This is a genomic window from Amycolatopsis anabasis (assembly GCF_009765355.1).
Lineage (GTDB): Bacteria > Actinomycetota > Actinomycetes > Mycobacteriales > Pseudonocardiaceae > Amycolatopsis > Amycolatopsis anabasis.
In genome coordinates, this window is the sequence record NZ_VTHK01000020.1 from 111,941 (window position 1) to 125,344 (window position 13,404).

The following is a 13,404-nucleotide window of genomic DNA, read 5'->3' on the forward strand; positions in this document are numbered from 1 at the left end:
GACTCGCGGTGGGGGTTCTGCCGGGACTCGGTGCACGACCGGCGGGGCGGCGCCGGGGCCGAGCGTTCGGGGGCGGACCAGGCCGCTGACGACGCCGGTCGGCGCGGTCCGGCTGACCGCGTGCCCCATTTCGCCCCGGAAGGACGGGTTCTGCCAGGCGGCGAGGCCATCGCGGAACCCGAGTGGATCCGACACCGTGGCCACCCGCCGCACGACCGGGCGCAACGACCCGGCCGCGCGCCACCCGCCGTCGGGCACCGGCGGCGCGTCGGCTGGCTCCGGGGGCGGAGCCGGGACGCGGCGACGGCGAATTCGGTCCAGCAGACCCACCGCGTCACCCGCCCTCGTTGATCCGGGTGTTGATCCCGGCGATCTGCTCCACCCAGCGAATCCGCTCGTGGTGTTCCAGGTCCAGGATCTCGTCGCGGGACCAGTGGAAGTGGTACGCGACGTACGCGACCTCCTGGTGGAGCCGGTCGGGCGCGTACGTCACGATTCCCCCAGGCGATCACCGGCGATGTCCACCTCGAACGCCGTGCTGCACGACGGGCAGGTCACCGCCGCCCTGGTGTGCCCCTCGCTGTTGATCCGGCGGTAGAAGTCCTGCAGGAACGCGATATCCGAGGCGAACATCTGCTCGACCAGCCCGGCGTGGATATCGGTGAGGGTGCCCAGCCTGGTGATCACCTGGCTGAGCAGCACCACACTGAGGTACGCCGGATTCTCCTTGACCCGCAGGTCGATCAGCGGCCGCAGTTCGTCGCGCGCGGTGGCCAGGCGCATCGCACCGGACCGGTGGGTGACCCCGTCGGCGTCGACGTACCCGCGCGGCAACTCGAACTCGAACTCGGTGCGCAGGCTCTCCCGCTGCGCGGCGGGGCCTTCCACCGGCGCGCCCGCTTCCTCGACCGGTGCCGCGGGCGCGCTCACCGCACGACGCCTCATTCGACTGAGATCTCCTCGAAGGTGATGGTCACCTTCTCGGTCGCCGCACTGGACTCACCGGCCTTGAACGAGGGGCCCTCCCACTTGCTCGCCCAGCCCTGCATGAGCTGCATCCGCCGCACGGTCGAACCGTCCGCCTGCTTGATCTCGATGGTGATGTTCTGCCGGGCCGATTCGACCGCACCCTTGTTCAACGTCTCGGTGATCCACTTGGTGAACTCGCTGCTCTGGTCCAGCCCGCGCGTGATGGTCACCTCGCCGCCCTTGCGCGCACCGGGCTGCTTCCGGATCACCAGCTTGCCGTCCACGACCTGTTTCACCTCCACCACGTCCTCTTCCACGGTCAGCCCGCTGACCTCCTGGATGGACTCGACCTCGTAGCCGCCGAGCTGCAGCCCGAAGATGTGGGTGGAGAGTGCGTCTCCCTGCGCCATCGTTTTCTACACCTTTCCCGGTTATTCGCTGACCAAGCTTGTGCTGTCGGAGAACTGGGACAGCCGGAAGATGACGAACTCGGCCGGTTTCACCGGTGCGACACCGATTTCGCACACCACCTGGCCGGCGTCGATGGATTCCGCCGGGTTGGTCTCGGCGTCGCATTTGACGTAGAACGACTCGTCCGCGGTGCGGCCGAACAGCGCGCCACGCCGCCATTCCTCGGTGAGAAAACCGGTGATGTTCCGCCGGATGCTGGACCACAACCGGTCGTCGTTCGGTTCGAAGACCACCCACTGGGTGCCCACCAGAATGGACTCTTCCAGGTAGTTGAACAGCCGCCGCACGTTGAGGTAGCGCCACGCCGGGTCGGAGGAGAGCGTGCGGGCGCCCCAGATCCGGATCCCGCGGCCGGGGAAGGCCCGGATGCAGTTCACGCCGATCGGGTTGAGCAGGTCCTGCTCGCCCTTGGTGAGCCCGGTCTGCAGGTCGATCGCACCGCGGATGACCTCGTTGGCGGGCGCCTTGTGCACTCCGCGCTCGACGTCGGTGCGCGCCCACACCCCCGCGACGTGCCCGCTCGGCGGCACGAAGGTGTTCGTGCCGGTCGCCGGGTCGAACGCCTTGATCCACGGGTAGTAGAGCGCGGCGAACTTGGAGTCGTAGCCCGCCTCGTGCTGGCGCCACTTCCGCACCTGCTGCGCGGTCAGCCCCGGCGGCGGGTCCAGCACCGCGACCCGGTCGCCCATCTGCTCGCAGTGCGAGATGATCGCCATCTGCACCGCCTTGACGCCCTCGGCGTCGATGAGTCCTTTTCCGAACGCGCTCATCAGGTCGGGCACCGCGACCATGGTGATCTCGTCGATGGCCTCCAGGCCGCCGAGACCGGTGCGCTCGTCCAGATCACCCACGTACTCCTCGGTGGCGAGCCTGGCCGGGATGTTCGGCGCGGGCGCCGGGGCGGGCAGCGTCACCGCCTGGTTCTCCGGCCTGGCGAGCGCGCCGCCCTGCGCCTCGGTCGCGGTGATCAGCTTCGACCGCTCCCGGATCTGGGTCACCACGTAGTTCTTGACGTTCTTCCTGGTGGACACGTCGAACGTCTCGACCACCTTGTCGCCCTGTTTGACCAGGAGCTTGAACCGGTCCTCCGGCGGGTTCTCCCCGTCCGCGTCGGCGACCTCGACGGAGACGTCACCGCCCGCCGAGGGCAGCGCGGCGACGCGAAGCCCGCCCAGCGCGGCGGGTTCGGCCGCGGGCGCCGCGGACCCGTTCTCCATGGACGTGTTCCCGATCCGGACCACGTACGCCGATCCGCCCCCGTTGGCGAAATAGCCGTAGACGGACTGGGCCAGATAGGTGTCCGCGACGAACCCGCCGAACGCGGCGACATAAGCGTTCCAGCTCGTCACCAAGGTCGGTTCGTGGAACGGCCCCCGCTCGGCGAACCCGACGAACGCGGCGACGGCGGTGCCGACGCCTTCGATCGGCCGGGCTCCGCCCTGGACCTCCTCCACGTAGACACCTGGGGAGAGATACGTCGGCATTCTCGCTCCTTACCTGCGACAAGGTCAGCCACCGTCCACTTTCGCCGGTTCCCGGCCACGGCGACAGGGCCGGAGTCTCCGGTCGAGGGCACTCCCGATGCCCGAACGGACACCGGGCTCAGTCCTCCGCGGCGGCTTCGGGTTCGGCGATCCGGACCGCCGGGATGCCCAGGTACTGCGCGGTTCCCGGTACCTCGTCCGGAAGGTCGAGGAGATACTCGGGTTCGTCGGTCAGCTCGGCCCGGTCGCCGGTGAAGCGGTGGCGGTCGACATGTGCGTCGCCGAGCACCATCGCGTACTTCCCGGGGTTGGTCTCCTGGTCGGTTTCCACGATGTGCTTGGCGTACACGTTCATCATCGCGGCCCGCTTGTGGTGCTGCCGCCACTCCCGCATCGAAGCGCTGGGGCCCTGGTACGGCTGCCGCCGGGCGGGATACGCGTCCACACCCTGCACGCGGATGCCGAGCCTCTTGGCCTCGACCAGGAGTTCCCGGAGGCCGTCGTGGTTGACGTTGGCGCGGTAGCGCCCGCAGAACGTGGCCAACGTGGGCGGCATCTCCGCACCGGCCGCGGACGCCAGGTATTCGTCCACCACGTCCTGATAGCCGTCCCGGCGAATCGGTTCCAGGTAGAGCGTCGCCAGGCCGCGCCCCTTCGCGTACTCGAGGTTGTCCACCAGGAACCGCCAGACCCGGTACTCCTTGTGATTCTCCCCGATGGCGAAGCCCTGCTCCGCCTCCACCAGATCGCCCAGCTCCTCCCGCGTGCGCACCGTCTGGTAGTCGGCGGGCTCGGCGGTGACCTGGTTGGCCGCCTCGACCGCGGCCCGGCCCAAGGCATCGACGCGCTCCCGTTGCCTCGCCCAATACCCGGCCGTCCTCGGTGTGCCGGAGCCGAGCTGCTCGAGCGGCTTCGCCGCCGTGGTGTCGCCGAGTTCCTTTTTCGCCCGCTCTTTCAGGTAGTAGACCAGAAATGGGTAGATGTCGTTCAGGGTCGTCTCGTCGTAGTCGACCTCGACCGCTTTCCGCTGGTGGTTGAAACGCACATGCGGGTCGTTCACGATAGCCGGGTGATCGTGCAGGACACCTCTGCGCATCTCGTCCCACTCGGCGACCGGGCCGCGGAAAGGCAATCGATACCACTCCCCGTGGGCGAACTTGACCTTCAGCGAAGGTCCCGCCGGAGGCTCGACGGCATCCTCGACCGCGCGCTGAACCGGGCGTCGTTCATCCGCGGTCGCCCCAGCGAACCGCTGGACGACGGCCGCGTTCCCCGCCTCGCTTTGCAGGGCGAGCAATGGATGAGCGGTCGGCACGGCGGGAGTACGGTGAATTCGTGGTTCGGTGGCGTCCCGAACCGGCTTGGTTTCATGAGAATGCACAGTGCCGCCTAGAAAACATGGGTCACCGTGCCGAGACGCCTGCCCTGCTGGTCGTATTTGTACAGTTTCGCCTCGATCCTGTCGCCCACTCGGCGCACCCGGCGGACGATGGTGAATCGCGCGCCGGGTACTTCGTGCCAGGTGGCTCCACCGTCCGTGGAGTATTCGTAAGCCTGTCTCAGGGTCAGCGTGATCTCGTTCTGCACGGTGAAGACCCCGGCGCCCTGCAGCGGCCCCAGCAGCGCGTGGGTGTCGGTGTTGCCGCCGGACGACGCGGGCACCGGGGACATGCCGTAATGCTCTCCCTGGTTGGCGTATTCCGCGAACTCCTGGCCGAGATAGGGGGCCAGGGTCGCGTCACCGTCCCACCACACGTGCTCGCGGGTGAGCACTTCCCCCGCATCCGCGCCGGGCGGGTCCCAGGAGAGCACGTGCTGCAGGTCGTTGCCCAGCGCGTTCACCCCGACCGTGCGGAAGTTGCCCAGCGGGCTGGTCGGGAGCTGTCCCTGCGCCTGGGCGAGGGTGGCATCGCTGCCCCTGCCCAGTGCGTAACCGAGCCGTTTCAGCGGACCGACCCGCTGGATCGAACCATCGCCGGTGCCCGGGGCGCGCGTGCGGGTATCCGTGTGCTCCTGCACGCTTCGCTGCATCACGCGTTCGGCGTTCTCCTCGGCAGCGCGTTCGAAGGTGTCGGCCGGATCGGAGACCTTCAGCCCGTCCCCGGCGTCGGTACCGGACACCGGGCCCGACCGCTGCTGCACGACGTGGGTCAGCTCGTGCGCCAGCATCTTCTTTCCCGCATGCGAACCGGTGTCGTACCGCCCGCGCTGGAAGACGATGTGCGAACCCGAGGTGAACGCGTGCGCCTCGACCGACGCGGCGGCCCGGTCCGCGCTGTCGTCGGTGTGCACCCGGACATCGGAGAAATCCGCGCCCAGGCGCGATTCCATCTCGGTCCGCACCCGGTCGTCCAGCGGGCTGCCCGGCGCGGAAAGCGCCTCGTGCACAGCCGACCGCTGCACGACGGCCGCGTTGCCGACCGTCCGCTGCAGCTCCAGCATCCGGGCCTGTGCGGGCGGAACTTCCGCGGCGACCGGCGTGCTCGCCGCGACCCGGTCCGTGGACTCCGCCTGTTCCTTCTCGTGCATCGGCTAACCCTCCAGCCAGTCACCGAACTCGCTGTCCAGCAGCAGCCGGCCGAGCTTGCGGTACTCGCGCCGGACCGCGGCGATCAGATCGGCCATCGCCACCGGGCGATCCGCCTCGGCCGCGAGATAGGCGGCGGTCACCGCGCAGGCGCGGATCGAGCCACCGGCCAGCTCGAACGACTTCGCGCAGAACGCGAGGTCCACATCGGACGAACGAGGTAGCTCCGGGCCGAGGCAGCGGTCCCACAACGCGAGCCGCTGGTCGGCGTCCGGCACCGGGAAATCGACCACCACGTCCAGCCTGCGGGTGAACGCCTCGTCCAGGTTCGACCGCAGGTTCGTGGTGAGCACCGCGATCCCGTCGAAGGACTCCATCCGCTGCAGCAGGAACGCCGACTCCAGATTGGCGTTTCGGTCGTGCGAGTCCTTGACCTCGGTGCGTTTGCCGAACAGCGCGTCGGCCTCGTCGAACAGCAGCAGCCCGTTCACCCCGGCCGCCTCGGTGAAGATCCGGTCCAGGTTCTTCTCGGTCTCGCCGATGTACTTGTCCACCACGGTCGCCAGGTCCACCACGTACAGGTCCAGGCCCAGCTCGGCGGCCACCACCTCGGCGGACATCGTCTTGCCGGTCCCCGATTCGCCCGCGAACAACGCCAGCACACCGGTGCCGCGGCCCCCGCCCGGCCGCATCCGCCAGCGGCCGAGCACCCGATCCCGGTGCCGGGCCCGCAGCACCAGTTCGCGCAACTGGTCGAGGTGCTCGCCGGGCAGCACCAGATCCGGCCAGCCGACGGCCGGTTCGATGCGCCGCGCCAGCCGGGCCAGCCCGGCGCCGTTCTGCGCGCGCACCCCGGCGCGCAGGTGTTCGACGGTGAGCGTGCCGCCGTCGAGCACCGCGAACCCGGCCGCCGCACGGGCCGATCCGGCGAGCTGGGCCGGGGTCAAGGTGTACGGGGCGAGCGCCGCCTCCGCCTCCGACGTGTCCAGTTCGGACACCGGGAAACCGGTTTCGCGCACCGCCTCGCGCCAGGTCCGGGCCCGATCCGTGGTCGCGGCGGGTTCGGTGGTCAGGTGCGGCGGCGAACCGCCCGGCCAGTCCGGATGCCACGGCCGGTCGCCGTAGCACAGCACCGGCACCCGGGTCGCCAGCCCGGTCAACGCGCGCAGCACGCCGCGCTGTCGCGGGTCGGCCAGCGCCTCCACCGGGCCCGCCACCACCCCGGCGCCGCGCAGACCCGCCTCCCGGCCGATCGCGGTCAGCACGGCCCGCGGTTCCTCCGCCTCGGCCAGCGCGGGCAACTCGACCAGTACCGCGGACCGGCCGGTTTCCGCCAGCGCGGCCCTGGCCAGGTCCGCCCCCGAGGCGCCGCCGAGTTGCCGGAGGTGCAGCAGCCGCACGCCTGCCTCGATCGCCCGCGCCACCTGGCCCGCCCGCGCGGCGGTCACCTCCCCGGTGGCGATCCTGGCCGCGCCGCGCAGCAGGGGATCCGGCGCCGGGTCCCCGAGCAGGTGCGCCGTCACCCGGTCCGGGACCCGGACGGTCCGGGACAGCAGCGGCCGCTCCGGTTCCGCCACGACCAGCAAGCCGCTGGCGCACAACGGTTCCACCGCGGCGAACCGGGCGCGCCCGGCGGGCGAGTACGGCGGCACCCCGCACAGCTCCAAGGCGAGGCCGATGGTGGGTCTACGCCGGGTCACGTCGTCGTTGAGGTACCCGTACAGCCGCTCGAAGCGGGCGTCGAGGTCCGGCGCCAGCGCGATCAGCAGGATCTCCACGTCCAGCGCGGTCAGTCCGAAGGCGTCCGCGAGTTCCGGGAGCACCGGCTGGTCCCCGCCGATCGGGTCCGGGGCGGGGATCCGCGCCGGGTCCTCGAGAATGGCCTCGACCGCTTCCGGGGTGAGGTAGAGCCCGCGGTAGGGATCGTCCGGAGTGGGATCGTTCGCCCGCCGCGCGGCGACCGCGCGGCGGACCCGGCGCTCGATCGCGGCGAGCCCGGCGGCCAGATGTTCGGTCACCGTTCCCCCATCCTGCGGCGGGTCCGTGGCCGGTGCGCGCCGAACTCGGGGGCATCGCCGTACGGACCGCTGGTGGCCGGTTCCGGGTACCGCAGGCGCCGCTGTTCGGCGTCCGCGTCCGCGTGAAACGGCGCCTCCGTGCTCAGCACCAGGCCGTCGGTGACCGCGGCACCGACCGGGGTCAGCTCGCCCAGCTGCGGCGCGGTGACCAGCAGATCGATCGAAGGCTTCAGCTCGCCACCCAGCGCCGACCACAGCTCGGACAACGACCTGCCTTCGCCGAGCGGGCGGGCCGCCTGCAGCGGCAGGTTGAGCCCGGTCTCCGCGAGCGAACCGCCGAGGGTGCGGCGCGGCAGCAGCTCCGTCGTCCCGAAGCGCGCCAGGAGCGCGGACAGCAGCCGGTGCTCGTCCGGCGCCCGGCTGGTCCAGGCCGTGACCAGGTAGGACAGGTGGTACCAGCGCGGCGGCGGGCGCCAGCCGAGCAACTCGCCCTGCTCGTCGTGTTCCTCCATCCGGCCGGAACCGCGCCGGGCCAGGTCCTCCCGGACGTCGTAGAGGAACACGTTGATCGTGGGCGCGTTGCGCCGCGCCGCCCAGTCCCTGGTCGGGGCGTCGAAGACCACCTCGATCTGCGAGCCGAGCCAGGCGCCGTCGGTGATCAGCGCGCGGAGCGCCTCGTCCACCTCGTGAATCATCGGCGCTCCACGAAGTTCGGCGGTCCCACCGAGGGCGCGATCACCAGGAACGGTGTGGTCACCGGCGAGAAACCGCCGCCGCTCGCGGTGATCGTGCGCGGGCCGAGCTGGTCCTTGGGCAGGATCAGCAGCTGCGCGGCGAAACTGCCGTCGCGGCGGGGCACCGCCGGGGCCGCGCCGGCGGTGATCCCGGGCGACCAGTTCAGCGTGACCGGTCCGCCGGGCGGGAAATCGGTGCCGCGCACCGAGGTCACGAATCCGGGCGGGCCGATCGGCGGCACCGCGACGATCTTCGGTTGCAGCACCCGCAGCCGCGCGCTGGCGGTGTTGTCGCTCGGGTCGGCGTCCGGGCCGCTGGTGGCGAGCACCCCCGCCACCTGGGTGTCCACCGCCGCGTTCGGCGCGAACACCACCTGGAGCACCGCGGTGCCGCCCGGCGGAAGGTCACCGAGATAGCACTGGCCGCCGGGGCAGCCCGCCGGTACCGCGGTCACCGGCACCCCGGCGGGCAGCACCAGCGACACCCGGATCCCGGTCGCCTGCTGTCCACCGGAGTTGCGGACCTGATAGGTCGCGATGGCCCGTCCGCCCACATAGGACGGATCCGGAGCGACGCTCACCCGAAGCCCCGGACCGGGCAACGGCGGTGGCGACGGTGGAGCGGGTGGCGACGGTGGAGCGGGCGGTGGTGGCGGAGGCGTGCCCGGCGGCTCCGGCTTGTCTACTGTGGACACCTGGGACGAGGCGAAGTTGTTGCCGGGATCGGCGTCGAGCACCGCTCCGGACACCGACCAGGACAGGTCCCGGGTACCCGGCGTGTCGCCGACCACGTCCACCGCGATCCGCACCGGTACCCCCGGTTCCAGCACGCCGAGATCGCAGCGGAGTTCGGCGGGCACGCAGGAACCGCGGTCGCCGCTCACCCCGGTCAGCCGGAGCCCGGACCCCGGCGCGAAGGTCACCGTGGTGCCCGGCGACGGTGCCGGTCCGGCATTGGTCACCGTCAGCGTCGTCCTGGTCGGCGTGCCGACCACCGCGGGTGGCGGCGCGCCGGTGAGCTCGGTGCGCAGATCCACCGAGCGTTGCCAGGTGGGTTCCTTCTGCCTGCCCCGCAGCGAAAGCGTGAAGTTCTCCAGCTTGCCGCTCGCCAGGTCCAGGATTCTCAGGTGTTCCGGCGTGGTCGCGGCCCCCTCGTGCCGGGCGGAGAGGACGAGTTTCCCGCCGTCCGGGGAGAACGACGCGTCCCGCGGCTGGTACGGCTCGGTGGGCGGTGGGCCGACCGGGCCCGCGCAGGACGCGCCCCGCGGCAGCAGCACCCGGCAACCGGAACCGTCGACCCCGGCCTGCAGCAGGCCGTCGGATTCGCGGTTGAACACGATCGTGCGGCCGTCCGGGGAGAACACCGCGCTGTCATCGGTGACCGGGCAGTCCCACCCGCAGACCACCGCGGACAGATCGCGCTGGGCGGTGAAGGCCGCCGTGTCCACCGTCCAGATCCGGCCGCGGCGGACCTCGCCGGTCTCTCCGTCGGCGATGGTGCCCCGGGTGAACGCCAGGGTCCGGCCGTCCGCCGAGAACGCGGGCTGGGTGTCGTTCTGCCCCTCGAGTCCGGGTGGCGGGGCCAGCGCGTGCACGACCCGGCCGGTGGCCACCTCGGCCACCACGATCCGGCTCGGGCCGCCGCCGGTCGGGGGGAACCCGCCCGGCGACCGGCGGGACAGCGCGATCCTGGTGCCGTCCGGTGACCACACCGGGTCGAACTCCCAGTCGCCCTGCCGCCGGTCGGCCAGCGGCATCGGCCGCGGGTTCCCGCCGTCGGCGTCGGCCAGCCAGATCCGCTCGATCCGGGCGCCGCCCGGTGCGTCCTCGAACCGGGTGAAGGCGATTCTCCGGCCGTCCGGGGAATACGACTGGCGCTCCATCCACGGATCGAACCCGGCGCCCGGCCGGAACAACCGGCGCGCATCGGTCGCTGCCTCCGGATCCTCCCGCAGCACCGAGACGCCCAGATCCCGTGGATCCGCCCCGTCCGGCCGGACGTCCTGCAGATCCGCGGTGACCCGGTCGGCTGCGGTCAGCCGGGTGACCACCAGCCGGTCCGGCCCGGTCAGCCAGGTGGGGAAGCTGACCTGCCGATCCTCGGCGAGCAACAACTGCGGCGGCCCGGACGGGACCGCGCCCGGAGTGGGCTGCTGGTACACCTGATCGAACTTGGGCGATCCGCACAGGCAGTACCTGCTGAGGAAGAGCACCGCTTCGCCGTCCGGTTTCCAGGAAGGCTGGCGGCTCTGCCAGTCGTCGTGGCCCCCGCCGACCAGCAGCCGGTCCCCGCTGCCGTCGACGTTGACGATGTGCGCCTTCTGGTCCTCGGTCGTGCCGTCGTCGTGGTCGGTGTCGACGACGTACGCGAGCACGGTGCCGTGCACGGGATTCCAGGACGGCTGGATCGCGTCGCCCGCGCGCTCGTCGGTGACCCGGCCGACCGCGCCCGTGGCCAGTTCCAGGTGGTAGATCTGCCGTCCGCGGCCGAGTTCGGCGTTGCTGCTGAACGCGAGCCGGCCACCGTCCGGGGACCAGGTCGGCCACTGCTCGTCGGCGGTCGCGCTGCGGGTCAGTTTGCGCAGGCCCCCGCCGTCCGCGCCGACCAGCCACAGCGTGTGCCGGGCTCCCTCGGACGAGGCGAAAGCGACTGTCCTGCCGTCCGGCGAGAGCGCGGGGTGGCTCGCGTCGAGGCCGGTGGTCAGCCGCCGCAGCTGACCGTCGGCGGTACGCAGGTACACCTGCGGCCGGGGCTCATCGCGCAGGCTGGTGAACACCAGCTGCCCGCCGCGGGCGTTGCCCTCGGAGTCCAGATGAGCCGGGCCGCCGCCGAAGAACGGCGCCGTTTTCGCCTGGTCGCCCAGCTCCGGTGCGGCGGCCGCGCCGAGGCTGATGTGCCGGGTGCCCGCGAACGCGATCCGGCCCTGGCCGGCGGCCCCCGGGCTCTCGTCCGCCCTGGCGGGCGGGTCCTTCGGCGCGGCCACGAGCACCGCGCAGACCGCGGCGATGATCAGCACGACCGCGCTCAACAACGCCGACCTGCCGCGCCAGCTCCGACTCACTGCTTGCCTCCCCGGGTATCCGACCCATCCTTTCCCGCCTGCCCCGGCCGCCGCAGTGCCGCCGCGGTCCCCTTCGCGGGCACACCGGGAGCCTTTCGGGCACCGGGTCAGATCAGCCCGTGCCGCATTGCATACCCCACGGCGTGCGCCCGGTTCTTCAACTGCAACCGGGAATTCAGCTCGTACAAGCACTTCTTCACCGTGCGCTCGGAATACGACAACTTCGCCGCGATCTCGTGGGTGTCGAACCCGTCCGCGACCAGCCGCAGCACGTCCTGCTCACGCGCGGTGAGATGGGAGAACCCCACCGCCTGACCGGTATCCGCCTGCCGCTGCAACCGGCTCACCTGCTCGAACAACCGGCTGAGCAGATCGCCGGACATACTGCCCTTACCCGACGCCGCCGCCAAAACCGCGCGCGACAGGGAATCCTCCCCCGCCTCGGCCCGCAACAACAAACCCACCACGCCGCGTTCGATCGCGGTGGTCAGCCGGTGCGTCTCGATCTGCCGCACCAGCAACACAATCCTGGTCGCCCGCCCGGACTGCAGCACCCGCAACCTCTGCTCGCTGCTGTCGTCCAGCTGATCGATCACCACCACGGTGACCTCTGCCGCCCCCCGCTTCTCGCTGACCAGTTCAACCTCGGCCCGGTGCCGCAACAGCGCGGCCACCCCCGCCCGGGAAACCACATCTTCCGCATGTACCGCAACCGTCACTCGAGACATCCGCATCGCATCCTTCGATTCGCTCCCCTACTGAGCCGAAGCAGCATCACCAGCGGGAATCAAGGATCGATAAACGTGCCTGCGAACTCAGCCCTTGTTGACGAGGAATCCGTTCACCGTCACCAGTTCGGTGCAGTTGGGCGCGGGCGCGCCGCTCGGCGGCACACCGGTCTTCGTGCAGGTCACGGTGACCGATGCGGTGGCCTTCTGGTCGATGTCGACCGGGGTGACCCAGTGGTAGTCCTGATTGCGGAAGGTCTCCAGCGCGATGGTCGCGATCGTCCGGTCCCCGAGTTTGATCGTGACGCGGCCTTCGTCGCCCTGGAAGTTCGACAGCAGCATGTCGGTGACGCGGAACACCTTGCCGTCCGGCACGGTGTAGGCATTCGTCCCGGTCTGCCCCGGATTGGTCTGGACCTGGATGTTGGTGTCGAACTGCTGGCGATCCCCGCCCGAATTGGGGCCATCCGGGTTGTTCTGGCCATCCTGCCCGGTTCCCGTCTGCTGGCCGGGTCCGCCTTTTCCTTGCTGTTTCCCGGGATTTCCGCCTTGCCCCGGGCTGAGCCCGCCCGCCTCGGCGATCTGGTTCGTCTTGTCGTCCACCGCCTGCCGGGCCGCCGAGTTGACCGCGGGCCGCACCAGCCCGAACCACAACGCGAGCAAGGCCAGCAGCAGCCCGAGCAACGCCAGCAGCCAGCGCGGCAGCACCGGGCGCTGGGTGAACGTACCGTCCAGCACGATCGCGGGCGGCGCGTCGGGGATCGCGGTGTCGTCCTCGCCCCGGCGGTTCACCCTGACCTGGAACGGTTTGGTCACCGGTTTGCCGAACCAGAGCAGCTTGTGCGCGCGGACGGTCAGCTCGGACTCGGTGGCCTGGCCGGGCGGCAGGGTCAGCATGCCGGGCCGGGTGGTCAGCGTGAGATCGTCGCTGCCCTGCACGCCGTCCACCGCCAGCGCGGCCGCATCGTTGCCGCGGTTGTCCAGCCGGATCGCGTAGCGGGCGCTTCGCCTGCCCGCCTTGGCCTGCGGCACCAGCTCGGCCCCGGCGTCGAGATAGGGCGCGATCACCACGGTTTCTTCGAGCACCACGGTGTTCTCCGGATGCTCGGCGGGCAGCACCCGGACCCCCACCGGCACCTGCCCGACCGGCACCTCCGGCGACCGCGGTGGCTGGAGGGACACCACGACGTTGCCGGAAGTGCCGGGGTACAGCGAAATCCGCGCGGGCTCCACGACCGCCCACGGCGCGAGCGCACCGAGGATCTCGAAGGTGTAGGCCTCGACGATATCCGTGCTGTTGAACACGGTCACCGTGATGGTGCCGGTCTCCCCGGGGGTGATGACGGGCGCGCCCAACGCGAGGTTTGCTGAAGTGACCACCAGGCCACGGTAGGCACGCGGGCGGCGCGGT

General features: G+C 71.1%; 13 protein-coding genes. 1 reads left to right on the top strand and 12 read right to left on the bottom strand.

Annotated elements, in window-relative coordinates:
- From FXO23_RS51100 to FXO23_RS25705, 6 genes are all read right to left on the bottom strand, one after another.
- Positions 1 to 330, bottom strand: a 330-nt coding sequence (locus tag FXO23_RS51100) for a hypothetical protein (RefSeq protein ID WP_218952149.1), incomplete at its 3' end; no start/stop codon positions are given.
- Positions 331 to 334: 4 nt separating this feature from the next.
- Positions 335 to 493: a DUF6760 family protein gene (locus FXO23_RS50800; protein ID WP_179956874.1), complete on the bottom strand. Its 159-nt coding sequence runs from the start codon at positions 491 to 493 to the stop codon at positions 335 to 337.
- Positions 490 to 945, bottom strand: coding sequence for a hypothetical protein (locus FXO23_RS25690; RefSeq protein ID WP_158887987.1), 456 nt, complete (start codon positions 943 to 945; stop codon positions 490 to 492). The genes FXO23_RS50800 and FXO23_RS25690 overlap by 4 nt, the downstream gene beginning before the upstream one ends.
- On the bottom strand, positions 942 to 1,379 hold the full coding sequence (locus FXO23_RS25695; protein WP_158887988.1) for a phage tail protein: 438 nt from the start codon (positions 1,377 to 1,379) through the stop codon (positions 942 to 944). The genes FXO23_RS25690 and FXO23_RS25695 overlap by 4 nt, the downstream gene beginning before the upstream one ends.
- A 21-nt stretch (positions 1,380 to 1,400) precedes the next feature.
- Positions 1,401 to 2,924 carry a phage tail sheath family protein gene (locus tag FXO23_RS25700; protein ID WP_158887989.1) on the bottom strand — a complete coding sequence of 508 codons (1,524 nt, stop codon included), beginning with the start codon at positions 2,922 to 2,924 and terminating at the stop codon, positions 1,401 to 1,403.
- A 118-nt stretch (positions 2,925 to 3,042) separates the two neighbouring features.
- Entirely contained in the window at positions 3,043 to 3,984 is a 942-nt protein-coding gene (locus FXO23_RS25705; protein WP_158887990.1) for a TraB/GumN family protein, read from the bottom strand.
- A 9-nt stretch (positions 3,985 to 3,993) separates the two neighbouring features.
- Here FXO23_RS25705 and FXO23_RS25710 point away from each other — a divergent pair, with 9 nt between their 5' ends.
- Positions 3,994 to 4,317, top strand: a complete 324-nt coding sequence (locus tag FXO23_RS25710) for a hypothetical protein (protein ID WP_158887991.1) — start codon at positions 3,994 to 3,996, stop codon at positions 4,315 to 4,317.
- Here FXO23_RS25710 and FXO23_RS52520 read toward each other — a convergent pair.
- The 6 genes from FXO23_RS52520 to FXO23_RS25740 all read right to left on the bottom strand — a co-directional run bounded on the left by FXO23_RS52520 (position 4,314) and on the right by FXO23_RS25740 (position 13,373).
- Complete coding sequence (locus tag FXO23_RS52520; RefSeq protein ID WP_158887992.1) at positions 4,314 to 5,453, bottom strand: eCIS core domain-containing protein; 1,140 nt, start codon at positions 5,451 to 5,453, stop codon at positions 4,314 to 4,316. The two genes, FXO23_RS25710 and FXO23_RS52520, sit on opposite strands and share 4 nt — an antisense overlap.
- Before the next feature lie 3 nt (positions 5,454 to 5,456).
- Complete coding sequence (locus FXO23_RS25720; RefSeq protein ID WP_158887993.1) at positions 5,457 to 7,469, bottom strand: ATP-binding protein; 2,013 nt, start codon at positions 7,467 to 7,469, stop codon at positions 5,457 to 5,459.
- Positions 7,466 to 8,164, bottom strand: a complete 699-nt coding sequence (locus FXO23_RS25725) for a Pvc16 family protein (RefSeq protein ID WP_158887994.1) — start codon at positions 8,162 to 8,164, stop codon at positions 7,466 to 7,468. The genes FXO23_RS25720 and FXO23_RS25725 overlap by 4 nt, the downstream gene beginning before the upstream one ends.
- Positions 8,161 to 11,265, bottom strand: a complete 3,105-nt coding sequence (locus tag FXO23_RS25730) for a DUF11 domain-containing protein (RefSeq protein ID WP_158887995.1) — start codon at positions 11,263 to 11,265, stop codon at positions 8,161 to 8,163. The genes FXO23_RS25725 and FXO23_RS25730 overlap by 4 nt, the downstream gene beginning before the upstream one ends.
- Positions 11,266 to 11,372: 107 nt before the next feature.
- Positions 11,373 to 11,993, bottom strand: coding sequence for a response regulator transcription factor (locus FXO23_RS25735; protein ID WP_218952150.1), 621 nt, complete (start codon positions 11,991 to 11,993; stop codon positions 11,373 to 11,375).
- An 87-nt stretch (positions 11,994 to 12,080) separates the two neighbouring features.
- Entirely contained in the window at positions 12,081 to 13,373 is a 1,293-nt protein-coding gene (locus FXO23_RS25740; protein WP_218952151.1) for a COG1470 family protein, read from the bottom strand.
- Positions 13,374 to 13,404: the final 31 nt, after the last annotated feature.